Genomic DNA, 18,927 nt, shown 5'->3' on the forward strand with positions numbered 1-18,927 from the left:
CACGCCGTTCGGGCTGCTCAGGAAGAGAAGCTGGTGCGGCGCGGTTCCCATGGAAAACGAATGAGGGTTAAACCGTGCCGTCAGTACGCAAGTCACTTTTCACCGCCGTCCTTGTGTCGGCGACCGCGCTGTCCCCACTGGCTGCATCGGCCGAAACCATCACGGGTGCCCTTGCAAAAGCCTATCAGTACAATTCCACACTAAATTCATCGCGTGCCGGCGTGCGCGTGACCGACGAGAGCGTGGCCATAGCCAAGTCAGGCTGGCGCCCGACGATCACCGGCTCGGCCAACATCGACTATACGAACACGCGCCAGGCAAATGGCGGCGGCAATTCGAAGCTGACAAGCGGCAGCTACGGCATCCAGATCAACCAGTCGCTGTTCGACGGCTTTCAGACAAGGAACAATGTCGCGGCGGCCGAATCCCAGGTCAAGGCGTCCGTTGAAAGCCTGCGCAATACCGAGGAGAACACGCTGTTCAATGCGGCCATGGCCTATATGGACGTGATTCGCGACAGGCAGATCGCGGTGCTGACCGAACAGAACCTGCAGTTCCTGACCGAGCAGGCGCGCGCCGCGCGCTCGCGCTTCGAGGTCGGCGAAGGCACGCGCACCGACGTTGCGCAGGCCGATGCCTCGCGCGCTTCCGCGGTGGCAGCGCTGAGCGCTGCGCGCGCGCAGGCGCTGGCCAGCGCCGCGACCTATCACCAGGTGGTCGGTGACGAGCCCGGCAAGCTCAAGGCCGCTTCGCCATTGGGCAGGTTGTTGCCGTCGAGCCTCGACGCCGCGATCGCCATCGGATCGGCCGAACACCCGGCCATCCTTGCCACCCAGCATCTGGTCGATGCCGCTGCATTTTCGGTGAAATCGTCCGAGGGCGCGCTGTTGCCGCAGTTGTCGGCTTCGGCTGGCGTTTCGGAAAACTACCGCAACGCCATCCCCGACTTGTCAGGTTCCAACGGCAATTCGACGTCGGCCAATATCGGCGCGACGCTGACCATTCCGATCTATTCGGGCGGCCGAACCTCGGCGGTCGTGCGGCAGAACAAGGAATCGCTGGGGCAGGCGCGTATCCAGGTCGACGTCAGCCGCGACCAGGTGCGCCAGGCCGTCGCCACGGCATGGTCCCAATACACCGCCGCGCAACAAAGCGCGTCCGCCAACAAGCAGGTGATCGACGCCGCCCAACTGGCCCTGAACGGCGTCATCGAGGAGCGCAATGTCGGCCAGCGCACGACGCTCGACGTGCTCAATGCGCAAGCCGCCGTCATCACCGCCAAGATCAACCACGCTGGTTACGAACGCGATGTGGTGGTGGCAAGCTATGCCATCCTGTCGGCGATGGGCCGCCTGTCGGTCGACCGGCTTGGCTTGGCGGTGACGAAGTACAAGCCGGAGGAACACTACAACGCCGTCAAGGACAAGTGGATCGGCCTGCGCACGCCGGATGGCCGCTAGGCCCTTCGTTCGAACGGCGTTTCCGGGCTGAGTGGTTCGTACGGGAACACAGGATTGTCGTTGTCCTTCTGGTGGTTGCTAACGGGAACCGTCACACGGCTTTGGCGGAATCGCTCTAATCTGTTGAAATCCCACATGTCCCCAGATTGGGGATTCTCGTGCGGCGATCCGTCGGTTACGCTGTCGCCATGATTCGAATCCGGCTTTTGCCGGAGCGGAAACCTGCAACGGGTCACAAGGGCGGCGGATGTGACGATGGCAACGGCAAGCAGCGCACAGCGCGAACCCTCCATGGAAGAGATACTCGCTTCCATCAGGAGGATCATCGAAGACAGCGACAACGGCCGCAAGCAGCCCGGCGACGCCGATGAGTTGCAACAGGACCTGGAGCCCGCGCCGAGTGCTGTTCCAGCTGCGGATATCGATGCGTTCCGCGCCGAACTGCATGCCGTCCCAGAGGTCAGGAAGCCTGTCGCGATGGCGGAAATCCAGACGCCAGCCATACTGCCGGCGACAGCACGCACCGAAACGCCGCCACGTGCCGATCCGGCTGCGGGCAGGACGCCGACGACATTGGCTGAGGTCAGCGCCCGGGTTGCCGCCGAGCCGGCGCCTGCCGCCAGCCGCGACGCGCCGGCGGCTCCCGTCGAGGTTGCGACAAGTGAAGCCATCGTCGCCGATTGGCGTCGCGAGATCGCGGCGGTTGGCGAGCAAGCCAAGGCGATGCCGGAGCGGAGCATCCGCCCATCGCCCCAGCCGGATGTGTCGGCGAGCGAGTCGGCGGCGGAACCTGCGATCGAGCGGTCTTCGTCAAACGATGCTCCAACGGGCACGGCTCAGGCGCGCGCGGCGGTAAACGAAGCGCATGCGGTGCGTCCCGCAATTCTTTCCGAACACACTGGACGGCAGGTTGCAGCCGCCTTCGGCGAACTGTCCGACGCCTTTGCAAGCCGCAGCAAGAAGACATTCGACGAGATGGCCGAGGAAATGCTGCGGCCGATGCTGCAGGATTGGCTGGACAACAACCTGCCGACGCTGGTCGAAAGGCTGGTGCGCGAAGAGATCGAGCGCGTGGCACGCGGGGCGCAATAGCGTCTAGGCCTGAATTCCAGAAGAAACGCCGCCGTCGAGGCGGCGTTTTTCGTTGTGAAGAGGTCGGCCGTTGGTTGCCGAACTGGCGAAGGCGATCAAATTGCCATCGGGGTCGCTGACAATGAAGGCGCGGGAGCCCCGGGCTCGTTCGCAGCGATGCCTCGCGGCGAAGATGCGATCGCCGCGCGGCCTTCTGTTGAAATGAATAGGTCCGCGCCTATCTGCTTGTGACGATCCCAGGCTGCCCTCGCGGTTGACTTGGCCAAGACCTTCCGATTTACACCGAACCAGCAAAATTCCCGACAGCGCGGACCGTTTTCCCATGCTTGAAAAGACCTATGACGCCAAGACCGTCGAGCCGAAGATCGCCAAGATGTGGGAGGAAGCCGACGCGTTTCGCGCCGGCGCCGGAGCGGAAGAGGGGGCCGAGGCCTTCACCATCGTCATTCCGCCGCCCAACGTCACCGGGTCGCTGCATATGGGCCATGCGCTCAACAACACGCTGCAGGACATTCTGGTTCGTTTCGAGCGCATGCGCGGCAAGAACGTCCTGTGGCAGCCCGGCATGGACCATGCCGGCATCGCCACGCAGATGGTGGTCGAGCGGCGGCTGATGGAAAAGCAGATCCATCGCCGCGATCTGACGCGCGAAGAATTCATCGAGAAAGTGTGGGAGTGGAAGGCCGAATCGGGTGGGTTGATCTTCAACCAGCTGAAACGTCTCGGCGCCTCCGCCGACTGGTCGCGCGAACGCTTCACCATGGACGAGGGCCTGTCCAAGGCCGTGCTCGAAGTGTTCGTCACGCTCTACAAGGAAGGGCTGATCTACAAGGACAAGCGCCTTGTGAACTGGGACCCGAAACTGTTGACCGCGATCTCCGACCTCGAGGTCGAGCAGCAGGAGGTCAACGGCAATCTCTGGCATTTCCGCTATCCGGTCGAAGGCGCGACCTTCGATCCGGAAAACCCACAGACCTTCATCACCGTGGCGACGACGCGCCCCGAGACCATGCTGGGCGACACGGCTGTCGCCGTGCATCCCGACGACGAGCGGTTCCAACATCTCATCGGCAAGAATGTCGTCCTGCCGATCGTTGGCCGCAAGATACCTGTGGTGGCGGACGAGTATTCCGATCCTGAAAAGGGGTCGGGCGCGGTCAAGATCACGCCGGCGCATGATTTCAACGACTTCGAGGTCGGCAAACGCCACCAATTGCCGGCGATCAACATCCTGACGGTCGAGGCGGCGGTCAAGTTGAAGGACAACGAGGACTTCCTGGCGGGCCTCGAGGCGACGCCGGAACGGCAAGCTGTCTGGGACGAGCTCGACGGTCTCGACCGTTTCGTCGCCCGCAAGAAGATCGTCGAACTGATGGAGGCCGGCGGCTTCCTCGACAAGGTCGAGCCGCATCGCCACGCCGTGCCGCATGGCGACCGCGGCGGTGTGCCGATCGAGCCGTACCTGACCGAGCAGTGGTACGCCAACGCGGCGGAACTGGCCAAGCCGGCGATCGCCTCGGTGCGCGAGGGGCGCACCAATTTCGTGCCTAAGAACTGGGAGAAGACCTATTTCGACTGGATGGAGAACATCCAGCCCTGGTGCATTTCGCGCCAGCTGTGGTGGGGGCATCAGATCCCGGCCTGGTACGGACCGGATGGGCGCGTCTTTGTCGAGAAGTCCGAGGAAGAGGCGCTGGGCGCGGCGATCGAATATTATCTGGCGCTCGAAGGCCCCTGGAAGGCCTGGGTCGAGGATAAGCTGGAGAACTTCAAGCCGGGCGAGATCCTGACGCGCGACGAAGACGTGCTCGACACCTGGTTCTCGTCGGCGCTGTGGCCTTTCTCGACGCTCGGCTGGCCGGACCAGACGCCGGAACTGAAGACCTACTACCAGACCGATGTGCTGGTGACCGGCTTCGACATCATCTTCTTCTGGGTCGCCCGCATGATGATGATGGGCCTGCACTTCATGGACGAGGAGCCGTTCCACACCGTTTATGTGCATGCGCTGGTGCGCGACAAGAACGGCGCCAAGATGTCGAAGTCGAAGGGCAACGTCATCGACCCGCTCGATCTGATCGACGAATATGGCGCCGACGCGCTGCGCTTCACCCTGACGGTGATGGCGGCGCAGGGACGCGACGTGAAACTCGACCCGGCGCGCATCGCCGGCTATCGCAATTTCGGCACCAAGCTGTGGAACGCGACGCGCTTTGCCGAGATGAACGAAGTCGCGCGCAATGACGATTTCTGGCTGAACGACGCCAAGCTGGCGGTCAACCGCTGGATCCTGACCGAGCTGACACGCGCCGCACGCCAGGTCACCGACGGCATCACCTCATACCGCTTCAACGAGGCGGCGGGAGCCGCGTACCGCTTCGTCTGGAACCTGTTCTGCGACTGGTATCTGGAACTGTTGAAGCCGGTATTCATGGGCACGGACGAGGCCGCCAAGGCCGAGAGCCGCGCCTGCGTCGCTTTCGTGCTCGACGAGATCTACAAGCTCCTGCATCCGATGATGCCGTTCATGACCGAAGAGCTGTGGGCGCAGACGGCGGGTGAGGGCAGGGAACGCGCCTCGCTGCTGTGCCATGCCGCATGGCCGTCGCCGGATTTCGAGGATGCTGAAGCGGCCGCCGACATCAACTGGCTGGTCGATCTCGTCTCCGGTATCCGCTCGGTGCGCTCGGAGATGAACGTGCCGCCGGCGGCAATAGCGCCGCTCGTGGTGGTCGGCGCCAACGACGTGACGCGCGAACGGCTGGTTCGCGAGGACTCAGCGATCAAGCGGCTGGCGCGTGTTGGTGACATCTCGCTCGCCGATGCGGCACCCAAGGGGTCGGCACAGATCGTGCTCAACGAGGCGACGATCTGCCTGCCGCTTGGCAGCCTGATCGACCTCACGGCGGAGGCCGCGCGGCTGCAGAAGGAACTGGTCAAGGTGACCGAGGAAATCGCGCGCCTGCACAAGAAGCTGTCGAATGAGAAATTCGTTGCCAGCGCGCCGGCCGAGATCGTGGAAGGCGAGCGGGAAAAGCTGGCCGAATATCGCGCCGCGCAGGACAAGCTTTCGGTAGCGCTGACCAGGGTTCGCGACGCCGGCTGAAGGGCAGATTCGTGCATGACCCCGGAGCGAATTCCATGCGTCACCGGCCTCAAAAATGGGCATTCCGTTGCGTAAATGTTGACGTAAACGGAAACTTTTAGCCCCATTGTTGCCATAATGTAACAATGGGGCCAAATCCCCTCAAAATTAGCTGTTTTCGAGCTTTTTGGGGCCATTTTCGTGCATCTTTTCGGCGTTTTGGATGTGCCCAGGGCCGTTTTTGGCCTTGTGACATTCCTTTGCATTTTGTCGAAAAAGCGTTTGGCGGACATGTACATGTACGCCCGGGAATTCGTTGTTGCGCCGTTAACTTGAATTGGTTCTAGCTTGATCCACTAGTTATTCGGGAGGACATCCATGAGCAATTTGCGTCTGAAAGCACTGCTGGGGGCAGGGTGCTTTTCGTTGGCCTTGATGGGCTCGCTTATCCACCCGGCGCATGCTGGCGGTCTGGAGCGCGGCGGCTACGATATCGACCTGCTGTTCGATCCGGCCCAGGTCGCGACGGAGGCCGAAGCAACCTATGTGATGCCGGATCGCAAATACGAGAATGCCAAGGGGCCGGGCGGATTCAATCTCGGCTTGGGCACCTCGGCTGATGGAGCGGAGGGCTATTGGGTGCCGCGCATCGGTGTTAAGGCGCAGGTCGTTCCGGGCGTCGATTGCATGGTCGACTATTCCCAACCTTGGGGAGCACATTCCGCGCCAGGCATGTGGAACGGCGCAGTTTCAAACATAGAGACCGACATCAAGAGCGATAACTACGCGGGCACCTGCTCGTACAAGATGGATGCGGGCAAAGGTCAGCTTCGCTTTATCGGCGGTGTGTTCTATCAAAAGGTCTACGGCTTTAAGGAAAGTCTTGTGGCTTTCAACCCATTTGGGCCGTCACCGACGGGCCGTGTCGATCTGTCGACCACTGGCTGGGGCTGGCGCGCTGGCCTCGCTTATGAAATCCCAGACATCGCACTGCGCGCGAGCCTCGTCTATAACTCGAAGGTTAAGCTCGATAACATCGAGGGTACGCTCGATTTGACCAGTGTTGGCCAGGGCATAATTCCGATCTACGGCTCCACGCAATATATGCCGGATGTTGTTGAATTCAAATTGCAATCTGGCATCGCTCCTGGGTGGTTGGCTTTTGGCTCCGTCAAGTGGGTCAATTGGAGTGTCCTGCAGAGCGTTCCAATTTGTGCGGTGGGTACTCCCGACGCGCTCTGTGTCACGGGCGACAAACTGCACTCTGCACAGTTAACCTCACTCGATCTGATGTATCGTGATGGCTGGACGATCTCAGGCGGCGTTGGCCACAAGTTTAACGATCAGTGGAGCGCTGCTGGTCAGCTTTCATGGGATCGTGGCACTTCGCACGGCTATGGAGCGCAGACCGATACGTGGACACTTGGCGGCGGTGTTGCCTACACGCCTAAGCCCAACATTGAATTTCGCGTAGCTGGCGCAATAGGCGTCTTGACCAGCGGTCACTCAGGTATAGTGGCCGGGGACAATGGCTATGTTGCAGGTGACGACGCGAGTTACGACTTCGGCAATGATCTGGTCACGGCAATATCCGGCGGCGTCAAGATAAAGTTCTAAGCGTTTGAAAGTTTTAGTAAAAGGCCGGGCATTGCCCGGCCTTTTCGTTTGTGCCGACGTCGTCGCTGGCCCCATCATACAAGCTGCGTTGCATATAAGCCGCACTTGGGCCGCCTCGTGCGATTGTGACGTTTTGGCAACACTTTCTGAACAACCCCTGCGCTAAAGGTCAGGCCGAGGAAATTGCCCATTTCCCGCCATAAACCCGGCGCACCTCGAACTCGTCTCGGGACACGTGCCAAAAGGCTCGGCGATGGGGCAGGCCGCGCCGCCCGCGGCAAGGAAGAGAATGGACGCCAAGGTCATTTCAAAGGCTAAGCTCCCTAGCCGCCATGTGACTGTCGGTCCGGCGCGTGCGCCGCACCGGTCCTATCTCTATGCCATGGGCCTGTCGGCGGCCGAAATCGCGCAGCCGCTGGTCGGCGTCGCCTCCTGCTGGAACGAGGCAGCACCCTGTAACATCTCGCTGATGCGCCAGGCGCAGGTGGTCAAGAAGGGCGTGGCAGCCGCCAACGGCACGCCGCGCGAATTCTGCACCATCACCGTCACCGACGGCATCGCCATGGGCCACCAGGGCATGAAGTCGTCGCTGGTGTCGCGCGAAGTCATCGCCGATTCGGTTGAACTCACCATGCGCGGCCATTGCTACGATGCGCTGGTCGGCCTGGCCGGCTGCGACAAGTCGCTGCCCGGCATGATGATGGCCATGGTGCGGCTCAACGTGCCGTCGATCTTCATCTATGGCGGCTCGATCCTGCCCGGCAGCTATCGCGGCCGCCAGATCACCGTGCAGGATGTGTTCGAGGCGGTCGGCCAGCACTCGGTCGGCACGATCGATGATGCCGAGCTGCTTGAAATCGAGCAGACCGCCTGTCCTTCGGCCGGTTCCTGCGGCGCCCAGTTCACCGCCAACACCATGGCCACCGTCGCCGAGGCAATCGGTCTTGCGCTGCCCTATTCCTGCGGCGCGCCGGCGCCCTACGAAATGCGCGACCGCTTCAATTTCGCCTCGGGCGAAAAGGTCATGGAACTGATTGCCAAAAACATCCGCCCGCGCGACATCGTCACCCTTAAGGCACTGGAAAACGCGGCGACCGTTGTTTCGGCCACCGGCGGCTCGACCAATGCCGCGCTGCATCTGCCGGCGATCGCGCATGAGGCGGGGATCAAGTTCGACCTGTTCGACGTGGCGAAAATCTTCGAGAAGACGCCTTACATCGCCGATCTCAAGCCGGGCGGCAAATATGTCGCCAAGGACATGTTCGAGGCCGGCGGCATTCCGCTGCTGATGAAGACGCTGCTCGACCACGGCTATCTGCATGGCGATTGCCTGACGGTCACTGGCCGTACTTTGGCCGAAAATATGGAGCACGTTGCCTGGAATGAACATCAGGATGTGGTCCGCCCGGCCAACAGACCAATTACCCAAACCGGCGGTGTCGTGGGTTTGAAGGGAAATCTTGCCCCTGAAGGCGCGATCGTGAAGGTCGCGGGCATGGCGGAGTTGAAATTCTCCGGCCCGGCGCGCTGTTTCGATTCGGAAGAGGAATGTTTTGAGGCGGTGACGAACCGCGCCTACCGCGAAGGCGAGGTTCTGGTCATCCGCTATGAAGGACCGCGCGGCGGTCCTGGCATGCGCGAGATGCTGTCGACGACGGCGGCACTCTACGGCCAGGGCATGGGCGGCAAGGTGACGCTGATCACCGACGGCCGTTTCTCGGGCGCGACGCGCGGTTTCTGCATCGGCCATGTCGGCCCGGAAGCGGCGGTTGGCGGCCCGATCGGCCTCATCAGGGATGGCGACGTGATTTCGATCGACGCGGTGAACGGAACGATCGACGTAGCGCTGTCCGAGGCCGAACTGGCGGCACGAGCGAAGACATGGAAGGCGCGCACGACCGACTATCAGTCGGGCGCGATATGGAAATACGCACAGACGGTAGGGTCCGCCAGGGATGGCGCGGTCACCCATCCGGGCGGTGCGAAAGAAACACACTGCTATGCGGATATCTGAGTTGTTGAAGTCAACACCAGAGTTGTTGAGGTCATCTGTCCTTCCGGCACTGGTCGCGGTTGCGATCTTTGGCGCCGTGGGCCAGGCCATGGCCTTCGACGACAAGGTGTTCGACGACAAGACCGGCGTGAAGCCGCAGTCGAGCCCCTGGGCAGTGTTTCAGTTCGGGTTCTCCGCCTACAAGAGCGGCCACAAGGAGCAGGCCGCCGAGGCCTACAAATATGCCGCCGAAAACGGCCAGATCGGCGCCACCTGGAAGCTTGCCCGCATGTATGCCGAGGGCGACGGCGTGGCCCGCGACGACTATGAGGCTTTCAAGTTCTTCTCGGAGATCGTCGACCAGGACGTCGAGCCCGGCTCGCCGGAAGAAAGCTATGTCTCCGACGCGCTGGTGGCGCTCGGCGACTATCTGCGCACCGGCATTCCCGGCAGCCCGGTCACCGAGAACGAGGTGGCGGCGCAGGAATATTACATGCGCGCCGCCGCCAACTACCGCAATCCGAACGCTCAGTTCGAGATGGGCCAGATGTTCCTGAAGGGCGAGGGCGGTGTGAAGGCCAGCGTCAAGCAGGCCGGGCGCTGGTTCCAACTCGCCGCCGAGAAGGGCCATGCCGGTGCGCAAGCGACGCTTGGCCACCTGTTGTTCCAGAGCGGCAAGATCGTGCGCGGCCTGGCGATGATGACCGCGGCCCTCGAGCGTGCGTCGCCGACCGATCAGCCCTGGATCCGCGGCATGCAGGAAGAGGCGTTCGCCGCGGCCGGCGAAGCCGACCGCCGCACCGCGATCTCGCTGGCGGACGACATCCTGACCAAGGGCAGCAACGCCGATCAGTAGGCTCTTTCCCCGTCACCATGCGGCGAGCCGAGGAGCGATCCGTGTAGCGGACGAAAAGCCAACTGCTTGGCTTCTCTAGCGAAGAACGTCGGCATGGTAATGACGGACAACGCCGGCCTATCGAGGCTCGTCTCGATCCGAGGACGAGGCAATCCAGGAGAAAATTAGTTTTCGGTTGGCTCCGTCGGGACCATGCTTGGCGCGGGTGTCGAGATCGGTGTGACGTGCAGGTGCGGCGCCATGGTGTTTGCCGGGCAGCTATCGCCAACCTTGGTCCAGGATGTGTTGTTGAGCACCATGTCGCAGCGAGCCAAATGACTCTGGTCGGCAACCGTCAGGCAGGCGACCTGGCCGACCGGATAGGATTTTCCATTGGCGAGACATTCCGGGGCGGCGAAGGCCGGCACGATCGCGGTCGTGGCGAATGCCAAGCCGATCGGATAAAGAGCAAATCGAATGGTCATGGGAACCCCGGCCACCATGATGAATTCCCATCATGCGCGCGATTGTGGCGACACGAGGTCCGGACAATTCGGCGGCAGAAGGGTCTGCGTCAGGCCGGCCGCAGCGCGAGGTCGATCGCCACCGGGACGTGATCGGACGGTTTTTCCCAGGCGCGCACATGCTTTTCGATCGACGCCGATGAGAACCGGTTCGCGGCTTCAGGCGACAGCAGCAGATGGTCGATGCGGATGCCATTGTTCTTCTGCCACGCGCCGGCCTGATAGTCCCAGAAGGTATAGGTATCCGGGGCATCGGTGACCGCGCGCACCGCTTCGGTGAAACCGAGGTTGAGCAGCCGGCGGAAGGCCTGCCTTGTCTGTGGCTGGAACAGCGCGTCGCCCAGCCAGTTCTCCGGAAACCGCGCGTCGATCGGCTCGGGAATGACGTTGTAGTCGCCGGCCAGCACCAGCGCCTCTTCCAGCCGCAAGCGTTCCTGCGCCCAGCGCTCCAGCCGCGCCATCCAGGAGAGCTTATAGGGAAACTTCTTCTCGTCATCGATCGGGTTGCCGTTGGGCAGATAGAGCGAGGCGACGCGAAGCGCGCCCTTGTCGGTCGAGAACACGCCTTCGATGAAACGTGCCTGTTCGTCGGCATCGTCACCCGGCAGGCCTCTGGTGACTTCATCGAAGCGCAGCTTCGACAGCAGCGCGACTCCGTTGAAGCCCTTCTGGCCGTGGGTCTCGACATTGTAGCCAAGCGCCTCGATCTCGGCGCGCGGGAACTGCTCGTCGACCGTCTTGATCTCCTGCAGGCAGACGATGTCGGGCGCGCTCTCGGTCAGCCAATGGGTCAGGTTACCGATGCGGGCGCGCACGCCGTTGATGTTCCAGGTGACGATTTTCATGACGGTCTCATTGTTCGTGCGGCGGAAGGCGTTCGACTAAACCGATCGTATTGCCTGCCGGGTCCTTTATAAAGGCCATCCATTCGCTTTCCCCCGCCGGACCGAACTGGCCTTCGGTGTCGCGATGGACGAGTGCCGGCGGCGCGGTGAACGGGATGCCGGCTGCCTTTGCCTGGGCGTAGAAGGCATCGAGGCCTGATATGTCGAGATAGATGGTGCCGGCCGGGATGCCGTCGGTGAACAACAGCCTGACACCGCCGGCCATGATGAAGGCGATGCCGGGCGGATCGAACCGCGCATGCACCCTCATGCCGAGGACATCGCGCCAAAAGGCCAATGTCGCGTCGAGGTCGCGACCGGCGGAGAGCGCAACCTGACGAACCGCGCCGGTTGCGGGCATCTCGGTCCTAGATGGAGAAGCTGGTGCCGCAGCCGCAGGAGGCGACCGCATTCGGGTTGAGGATCTGGAACGACTGCCCCATCAAATCGTCGACGAAGTCGATCACCGAGCCACCCATATAGACCAGGGACAGATCATCGATCAACACCGTGGCGCCGTCCTTCTCGATGGCAACGTCGTCGTCATTGCGCGCACCGACCAGATCGAACTTGTAGGAAAAGCCGGAGCAGCCGCCGCCCTCGACGGAAACGCGCAGCGCCGTCTTGCCGGCCTCGCCAGAGACAATTTTGGCGATCCGCTTGGCGGCGGCCTCGGTCATCTCGACTTTCATGGCGGTCTTGGCATCCGCGCCCATAGGCGTCACCTTGCTTTCGGTTTCACATGATAGGTATGAAGCGCGACGGGGCAAGTCAACTGCGGCGGCATCAGCCATGACAAATGAGCTTGGCGACATCGGATTCGGCTATCGGCCGCGCGCGGCCTATGCCACGGATCCGGCGCGCTCGCGCGGCCGGCTGTTCGACGAGGTGGAAAGTCCGACCCGCACGCCTTTCCAGCGTGACCGCGACCGGATCATCCATTCGACGGCGTTTCGGCGGCTGAAGCACAAGACGCAGGTCTTCATCGCCCATGAAGGCGATCACTACCGCACAAGGCTCACCCATTCGATCGAAGTCGCGCAGATCGCGCGTGCGCTGGCGCGGGCGTTGCGCGGCGACGAGGATCTCGCCGAAGCGGTGGCACTGGTGCACGATTTCGGCCACACGCCCTTTGGCCACACAGGTGAGGACGCGCTGAACGAGAAGATGGCGGCGTGGGGCGGCTTCGACCACAACGCACAATCCCTGCGCATCGTGACGAGGCTGGAGGCGCGCTACGCCGAGTTCGACGGGCTCAATCTGAGTTGGGAGACGCTTGAAGGCCTGGTCAAGCACAATGGTCCGCTCACCGACGGCAGCGGCAAGGGCCTGAAAGGGCCGGTCCCGCAGGCGATCCGCGACTACTCGCAATTGCAGGATCTCGAACTCGACCGGTTCGCCGGCATCGAAGCGCAGTGCGCGGCGATTGCCGACGATATCGCCTACAACACGCATGATATCGACGATGGGCTGCGGTCAGGGCTGCTGACGCTGGACATGCTGAAGGCCGTTTCGCTGCCTGGAACGATCCTGAAGAGCGTGCGCGAGCGCTATCCCAGGCTCGACGATGTGCGCACCGGCCACGAATTGATGCGGCGGCAGATCACGGCCATGGTCGAGGATGTGATCAAGTCAACGACCGCCAATCTGGAGCGGATCAGGCCGCTGAGCGTCGAGGCGGTGAGGGCGGCGGGCGAGACGATGGTGACATTTTCGGCCGAAATGGCGGAAGCCGAGAAGGAACTGAAGGCCTTCCTCTACAAGCACCTCTATCGGCACGAAGAGGTCATGCGGGTGCGTGCGGACGCCGAACAGATCGTCAGGGACCTGTTCGACGTCTATTTCGCCGACCCGCGCGCCATGCCCGATGGCTGGCGCGAAGGGCTGGACCGCGCCGAGGATCGCATCAAGGCACGCAGCGTCGCCGATTTCCTGGCCGGCATGACCGACACCTACGCGCTCAAGGAACACAGGCGTTTGTTTGACCGCACCCCGGATTTGAGCTAGGGCGGGCTCGATTTGCCGGCCAAAGGGCCGGATTCGTCGTAAAGCCGCCAGAGCATACACCATGAACATCTTCGCCGATTTCACCGCGCGAGTCGTAAAGGCTGTCGAAGCGCTTGACCTGAAAGACAGCAATGGCGTTTCGCCTGATCTGTCGCGCATCGCCGTCGAGCCGCCCCGCGACGCCAGCCATGGCGATCTCGCGACCAATGCGGCAATGGTGCTGGCCAAGCCCACCGGCCAGAACCCGCGCGCACTGGCCGAGAAACTGGCGGAAGCGCTGCGGGCGGACAATGACGTCGCCGCTGCCGAGGTCGCCGGTCCAGGCTTCGTCAATCTGCGGCTCAAGGACGGTTTCTGGCAGGCGCATCTGTCGACGCTTCTAGGCGAGGGGCGCAACTATGGCCGCTCGACGATCGGCGCCGGCCGCAAAACCAACGTCGAATATGTCTCGGCCAACCCGACCGGGCCGATGCATGTCGGCCATTGCCGGGGTGCCGTCGTCGGTGACGCACTCGCCAATCTGATGGCGTTCGCCGGTTACGACGTGACCAAGGAATATGTCATCAACGACGCCGGCTCCCAGATCGACGTGCTTGGGCGCTCGGCGATGCTGCGCTACCGCGAGGCGCTTGGAGAAGATATCGGCGAGATTCCGCCGGGGCTTTATCCCGGTGACTATCTTGTCTCCGTCGGCGAGGCCCTGGTCAGGGAGTTCGGCCGTTCCTTGCTGCAGATGCCGGACGACGAGGCGCTGGCCATCGTCAAGGACCGGACCATCGATGCGATGATGGCGATGATCCGCGAGGACCTTGCGCTGCTCAACGTGCACCACGACGTGTTCTTCTCCGAACGCACGCTGCATGCCGACAATGCCAGGAAGATCCGCTCGGCGATCAACGACCTGACGCTGAAGGGCCATATCTACAAGGGCAAGCTGCCGCCGCCCAAGGGCGAGAAGCCGGACGACTGGGAAGACCGCGAACAGACGCTGTTCCGCTCGACCGCCGTCGGCGACGACATGGACCGGGCGCTGGTCAAGTCCGACGGCTCGTTCACCTATTTCGCCGCCGATGTGGCGTATCTGAAGGACAAGGTCGATCGCGGCTTCGTCGACCTGATCTATGTTCTCGGCGCCGACCATGGCGGCTACGTCAAGCGCCTGGAAGCCTTGGCGCGGGCGATTGCCGGCGACGACGTCAAGCTCACCGTCCTCTTGTGCAATCTGGTCAAGCTGTTTCGCGATGGCGAGCCGGTGCGCATGTCGAAGCGGTCCGGCGATTTCGTGACGTTGCGCGAGGTGGTGGAAGAAGTCGGACGCGATCCGATCCGCTTCATGATGCTCTATCGCAAGAACGATGCGCCGCTCGATTTCGACTTCGCCAAGGTCACCGAGCAGTCGAAGGACAATCCGGTGTTCTACGTGCAGTACGCCTCGGCGCGCTGCCATTCGGTGTTCCGGCAGGCGAGCGAACAGTTGGGGGAGGCGAATTTCGATCGCAACAACCTGGCGGCCGCGGCAACGTCGCTGGCCGACGAAGGTGAAATCGGGCTGATCCGGAAGCTTGCCGAATATCCACGCCTGATCGAGTCCGCCGCTCTTGCGCTCGAGCCGCATCGGCTGGCATTTTATCTCTATGATCTGGCTTCCAGTTTCCACGGACACTGGAACCGGGGCACGGATAATCCGGACTTACGTTTTGTTAAGGTTAACGACCGACAATTGACGCATGCCAGACTAGGGCTGGTGCAGGCTGTTTCGGATGTTCTGACGTCCGGCCTGACGTTGATCGGAGCGGCTGCGCCCACCGAAATGCGTTAGGTTTGACTAAAAAACCTGTCACCTTTTGCCCACATTGCGCTGGTAAGGGCCAACCCTGCGCGACGTCCAAGGCGTCCGAATGAGTGCGAGTTCGGGAACAATAATGGCAGACAGAACCCAACTGAGAGCAGCCGACAACAACGACATCGCCGACGATGATCCGTTCGCGGAACTGACCAGGATCATGGGATTCGACCCGCGCCAGCCGGTCAAGCCGCAGGCGCCGGCCGAGCCGAAAACCGCTGTGGCCGATCCGTCCGCGGGAGAGGGCGATTTCGACATCGACCTCGAAAAGGAGCTGATGGGCGAGTTCGACGCTGCCGACAGCGTTGCCGCTCCAGTTGTCGCAGCTCATGAGCCGGCAGTCGAGCCGGTGGCCGTCGATGTTGCGGACGACGATCTCGCATTGTCACTCGACGACGATTTCCACCTGGACATGTCGGATGCCGATGACCAGGCGGTCGCCGCCAGCCATGCGACCGCTGGCGCCGCGCAAGCCGTGCCGTCCGTTGAACCTGCCTTCGACGCCGATTTCGACAATGCCGTCGCCAGTTCGCTCGAAGACATCTCGCCCTTCGACGATGATCTGCCGATGGAGGATGAGCTTGCCGCCTCCCTCGACCAGGATTTCCATATCGAGGACGAGGCTGCCGAGGCCCGGCATGCCGTTGAATCGCCGGTGGCCGAAGTGCCGGTGGCCGTCGAGCCGGCCTCCAATCATGAATTCGACGATGCGGTCGCGATCTCGCTCGAAGACGAGCTGATGCTCGACGACCATCCGGCGGATCAGCGCCAAGCGGCTGCTGTCGACTATCCAGAACCTGTACTGGCCGCCGCGGATGAAACCCAGGTGATCTCCGACGAGGATTTCGCGGGTCACTTCGACGATGCCATGCCCGATGTCGATGTGGATTTTGACGTTCAGGCGGACGAGCCGGAGGCTTTTGATGACGAGCCGGCGCACGAACTGCGCGCCGATGCCGTCGAGACGCAGGATGAAATTCGAGGCGCTGAAGCTGTTTCGGATGACGCCTTCGACCTGAATCTGGACGAGGCGTTTGCCGAGCCTGCCGAAGAGCCCGTCGCCGAAATCGCCGCGCACTCGGCAGCTCCCGCGGCAGCCATTGTGCCGCCGGTGCAAGCGCCCATCGCGGACGAACGAAGCCTCGAAGACGAGCTGAACGCGCTTCTCGGTGCCATGACCGCGCGCACGCTGCCGTCGGCCAAGGAACCGGCCATGGTTCAGCCCGCCGTGACCCAGCCAGCCGCGACCCAGCCAACCGCAGCGCCCGTTCAGCCGCCTCTCGCCGCGACTACAAAGATCGCGGAGCAACCCGTCGATCTTGTTGGTGACCTCGACTGGGATCTCGATGAAACAGCGTCCGAGGATGCGCATCAATCCGGCTCCGCCCAGGCCGCCGACGCCAACCTCGACGACCTGTTGCTCGATGAACTTCAGGACCAGGATTTCGGCCCGGATGCCGCTGAACAGGGTGATGTCGATCTCGACAATGATGCCTTCGACGCCGCCCTGGCCAAAAGCATCGGTTCGCGTGACGAAACGGCGTCCCGGCCGGATCAGGCCGATTCACTCGATTGGCTGGCGGAACGTTCCGGAGCGTCGGAGTCGGCCCGTTCCTGGAGCCGCGTGACACCAGTTCCCCAACAGCCGGCGTTTGCCGCGCAGCCTGCTCCCTCCATGGCGGCCAGGATGGCGGCCCCGGAAGTGGCCACCGTGCCGTCCTACCGTTCGGCCGAGCCGGTTGCGGCTGCTCCCTATATGGCTCCGGTATCGGCGCCGCAGGCAGGGCAGTCCTCGCACTATGAAGAGATGCCCGATGTCGAGACGGTCGATGTGCCGGAGCGCGTCGTCGCGCTGGCTGACGATCTCGACATTCCGGAGTTGCATTTCGAGGAAGATGAGCCGGCAGCGGCCGGTTATGATGATCTCGACGCCGAATTCGCCAGCCTTCTGACCGAGATGAATTCGGTCGAGGTCGCGCCTGCTACTGCCGGCAACGCCGCCTATGCCGACGAATCCTACAATACCGGGTTCAATAAAGGATATGGCGCTGCCAATCCGGGATATGGCGAGGTCAATCCGGGATATGACGGGGTCAATCCGGGATATGAAGAGCCGAGGCAAGCCTATCAGCCGGAAGCGCGGACCTATGCGGCACGGCCGGCGGAAATGCCCGCCCGCGCGTCGGCCTCGGGCTATGCCGATGCTGCCGAAGGCTTCGATCTCGACAATCTGCCCGGCAGCCAGCCGGTCTCGCAGGCGGACGATTTTGCCGTCGATGAACTCGACTACGATCCCGAGCTGGACGAAGCGATGTCGGTTCCGGGCCTCGGCGAGCGGGAAGCCGCCAGGCCGTCGGGCCGGCGCGGCCTGTTCATTGCCGCGATTGTCGGTGCCGTTGCGGTCGCGGGCGGCCTTGGCGCCTTCGCGCTGTCTTTGGGCGGCAAGGGCGGCAGCGAAGCTCCGGTGATCGTCAAGGCGGACAATTCGCCGATCAAGGTCAAGCCGGAAAATCCGGGCGGCACGGTGGTGCCGAACCAGGACAACAAGGTCTATGACGCGGTGGTCAAGGGCGCGAAGCCCGCCGAGCCGGTCCAGCAGAAGCTTGTCACCAACACTGAGGAACCAGTGGACGTGCAGGCGAAAGACCCGGCCCGCGCCGTCGATCTTTCTCCCGATCAGAACGCCGCCGCCGGCACGGATGGCGGTGGCGAGGTTTCGACCGCTGGCGCGGCCCCGGCCGACAATGCGGCGCCCGCGCCGAAGTCGGAGGATCGCATCGCGCAGGTCCTGCAGGACGCCGACAAGGGCACCAACAACGACGTCGTTGCCGTTGCGCCGCGCAAGGTCAGGACCATGGTGGTCAAGTCCGACGGCTCACTGGTGGCGCGCGAGGATCCGGCACCGGCGGCACCGCAGGTGGCCGCGGCCGAGCCGACGGATCCGGCGCCACAGCATGTGGCGCCTGCCGGAGCCGACCAGACTGGCGCCGACCAGACTGGCGCCAACGAGACTGGCACCGACCAGACTGGCACCGTGGCGCCCGCCGCCACGCAGGCTGACGATGAGCCGGCTCTGAAGCCTGCCGCCAAGCCTGCCAAGGCTGAAGCCAAGGCGCAGTCGGCCAACACGCCAGCCAAGGTTGCGATCGCGCCGCAACGTCCGTCCGACCAGCCGGTCGACGTGGTCGGCGAGGTCAAGCCCGATCAGGTCGCTTCCATCGATCCGGCCTCGACCGCGACTGGCAGCGGTGCGTGGTCGATACAAATCGCTTCGCAGCCGACGGTGGACAGCGCCCAGTCGACCTACCAGGATCTGCAGCGCCGTTATGGCAGCGTGCTTTCCGGCCGCACGGCCAACATCGTCAAGGCCGAGATTGCCGGCAAGGGAACATTCTACCGCGTCCGCGTTCCGGCTCAGTCGCGCAACGATGCCATCAATCTGTGCACCAGCTACAAGGCCGCGGGCGGCAACTGCTTCGTATCGCGCTAGACGTCGATCCAATCCTTCAAAGCCGGCGCGGCCCTGGGTCGCGCCGGCTTTTTATATGGCGATATTCATATGCCTGACTTTTTCATGTGGAACATGT

At 62.8% G+C, this 18,927-nt stretch carries 13 protein-coding genes; 9 read left to right on the plus strand and 4 right to left on the minus strand.

Annotated features, from left to right (window positions below):
- Nucleotides 1-74: 74 nt before the first annotated feature.
- From EN808_RS10765 to EN808_RS10790, 6 genes are all read left to right on the plus strand, one after another.
- Nucleotides 75-1,460, plus strand: coding sequence for a TolC family outer membrane protein (locus EN808_RS10765; protein ID WP_127278529.1), 1,386 nt, complete (start codon nucleotides 75-77; stop codon nucleotides 1,458-1,460).
- A gap of 255 nt (nucleotides 1,461-1,715) precedes the next feature.
- On the plus strand, nucleotides 1,716-2,552 hold the full coding sequence (locus EN808_RS10770) for a PopZ family protein (protein WP_127872669.1): 837 nt from the start codon (nucleotides 1,716-1,718) through the stop codon (nucleotides 2,550-2,552).
- A 322-nt stretch (nucleotides 2,553-2,874) separates the two neighbouring features.
- Entirely contained in the window at nucleotides 2,875-5,658 is a 2,784-nt protein-coding gene (locus tag EN808_RS10775; protein ID WP_135915763.1) for a valine--tRNA ligase, read from the plus strand.
- Between the two features lie 357 nt (nucleotides 5,659-6,015).
- Nucleotides 6,016-7,254 carry an OmpP1/FadL family transporter gene (locus EN808_RS10780; protein WP_127278526.1) on the plus strand — a complete coding sequence of 413 codons (1,239 nt, stop codon included), beginning with the start codon at nucleotides 6,016-6,018 and terminating at the stop codon, nucleotides 7,252-7,254.
- A 289-nt stretch (nucleotides 7,255-7,543) separates the two neighbouring features.
- Nucleotides 7,544-9,268: a dihydroxy-acid dehydratase gene (ilvD, locus tag EN808_RS10785; protein ID WP_135915764.1), complete on the plus strand. Its 1,725-nt coding sequence runs from the start codon at nucleotides 7,544-7,546 to the stop codon at nucleotides 9,266-9,268.
- Nucleotides 9,255-10,103, plus strand: coding sequence for a tetratricopeptide repeat protein (locus tag EN808_RS10790; RefSeq protein WP_127279924.1), 849 nt, complete (start codon nucleotides 9,255-9,257; stop codon nucleotides 10,101-10,103). The genes ilvD and EN808_RS10790 overlap by 14 nt, the downstream gene beginning before the upstream one ends.
- A 164-nt stretch (nucleotides 10,104-10,267) precedes the next feature.
- Here EN808_RS10790 and EN808_RS10795 read toward each other — a convergent pair whose 3' ends face one another.
- The 4 genes from EN808_RS10795 to erpA all read right to left on the minus strand — a co-directional run bounded on the left by EN808_RS10795 (nucleotide 10,268) and on the right by erpA (nucleotide 12,206).
- Nucleotides 10,268-10,585 (minus strand): hypothetical protein, encoded by a 318-nt coding sequence (locus tag EN808_RS10795; RefSeq protein ID WP_189524089.1) that lies wholly within the window; start codon nucleotides 10,583-10,585, stop codon nucleotides 10,268-10,270.
- Nucleotides 10,586-10,656: 71 nt separating this feature from the next.
- Nucleotides 10,657-11,451 carry an exodeoxyribonuclease III gene (xth, locus tag EN808_RS10800; protein ID WP_127279922.1) on the minus strand — a complete coding sequence of 265 codons (795 nt, stop codon included), beginning with the start codon at nucleotides 11,449-11,451 and terminating at the stop codon, nucleotides 10,657-10,659.
- 7 nt (nucleotides 11,452-11,458) lie between these two features.
- On the minus strand, nucleotides 11,459-11,851 hold the full coding sequence (locus EN808_RS10805) for a VOC family protein (RefSeq protein WP_135915765.1): 393 nt from the start codon (nucleotides 11,849-11,851) through the stop codon (nucleotides 11,459-11,461).
- 7 nt (nucleotides 11,852-11,858) lie between these two features.
- Nucleotides 11,859-12,206 carry an iron-sulfur cluster insertion protein ErpA gene (erpA, locus tag EN808_RS10810; protein WP_135915766.1) on the minus strand — a complete coding sequence of 116 codons (348 nt, stop codon included), beginning with the start codon at nucleotides 12,204-12,206 and terminating at the stop codon, nucleotides 11,859-11,861.
- Nucleotides 12,207-12,282: 76 nt separating this feature from the next.
- On the opposite strand from erpA, the gene EN808_RS10815 reads away from it, so the two are divergent.
- The 3 genes from EN808_RS10815 to EN808_RS10825 all read left to right on the plus strand — a co-directional run bounded on the left by EN808_RS10815 (nucleotide 12,283) and on the right by EN808_RS10825 (nucleotide 18,830).
- On the plus strand, nucleotides 12,283-13,497 hold the full coding sequence (locus EN808_RS10815; protein WP_127872662.1) for a deoxyguanosinetriphosphate triphosphohydrolase: 1,215 nt from the start codon (nucleotides 12,283-12,285) through the stop codon (nucleotides 13,495-13,497).
- 61 nt (nucleotides 13,498-13,558) lie between these two features.
- The gene (argS, locus tag EN808_RS10820; protein ID WP_127872661.1) at nucleotides 13,559-15,316 is read left to right on the plus strand and encodes an arginine--tRNA ligase; all 1,758 of its coding nucleotides are present in this window, start codon (nucleotides 13,559-13,561) and stop codon (nucleotides 15,314-15,316) included.
- A 103-nt stretch (nucleotides 15,317-15,419) separates the two neighbouring features.
- On the plus strand, nucleotides 15,420-18,830 hold the full coding sequence (locus EN808_RS10825; protein WP_135915767.1) for an SPOR domain-containing protein: 3,411 nt from the start codon (nucleotides 15,420-15,422) through the stop codon (nucleotides 18,828-18,830).
- Nucleotides 18,831-18,927 lie beyond the last annotated feature (97 nt).

The organism is Mesorhizobium sp. M8A.F.Ca.ET.165.01.1.1, assembly GCF_004792065.1.
Taxonomy (GTDB): Bacteria; Pseudomonadota; Alphaproteobacteria; order Rhizobiales; family Rhizobiaceae; genus Mesorhizobium.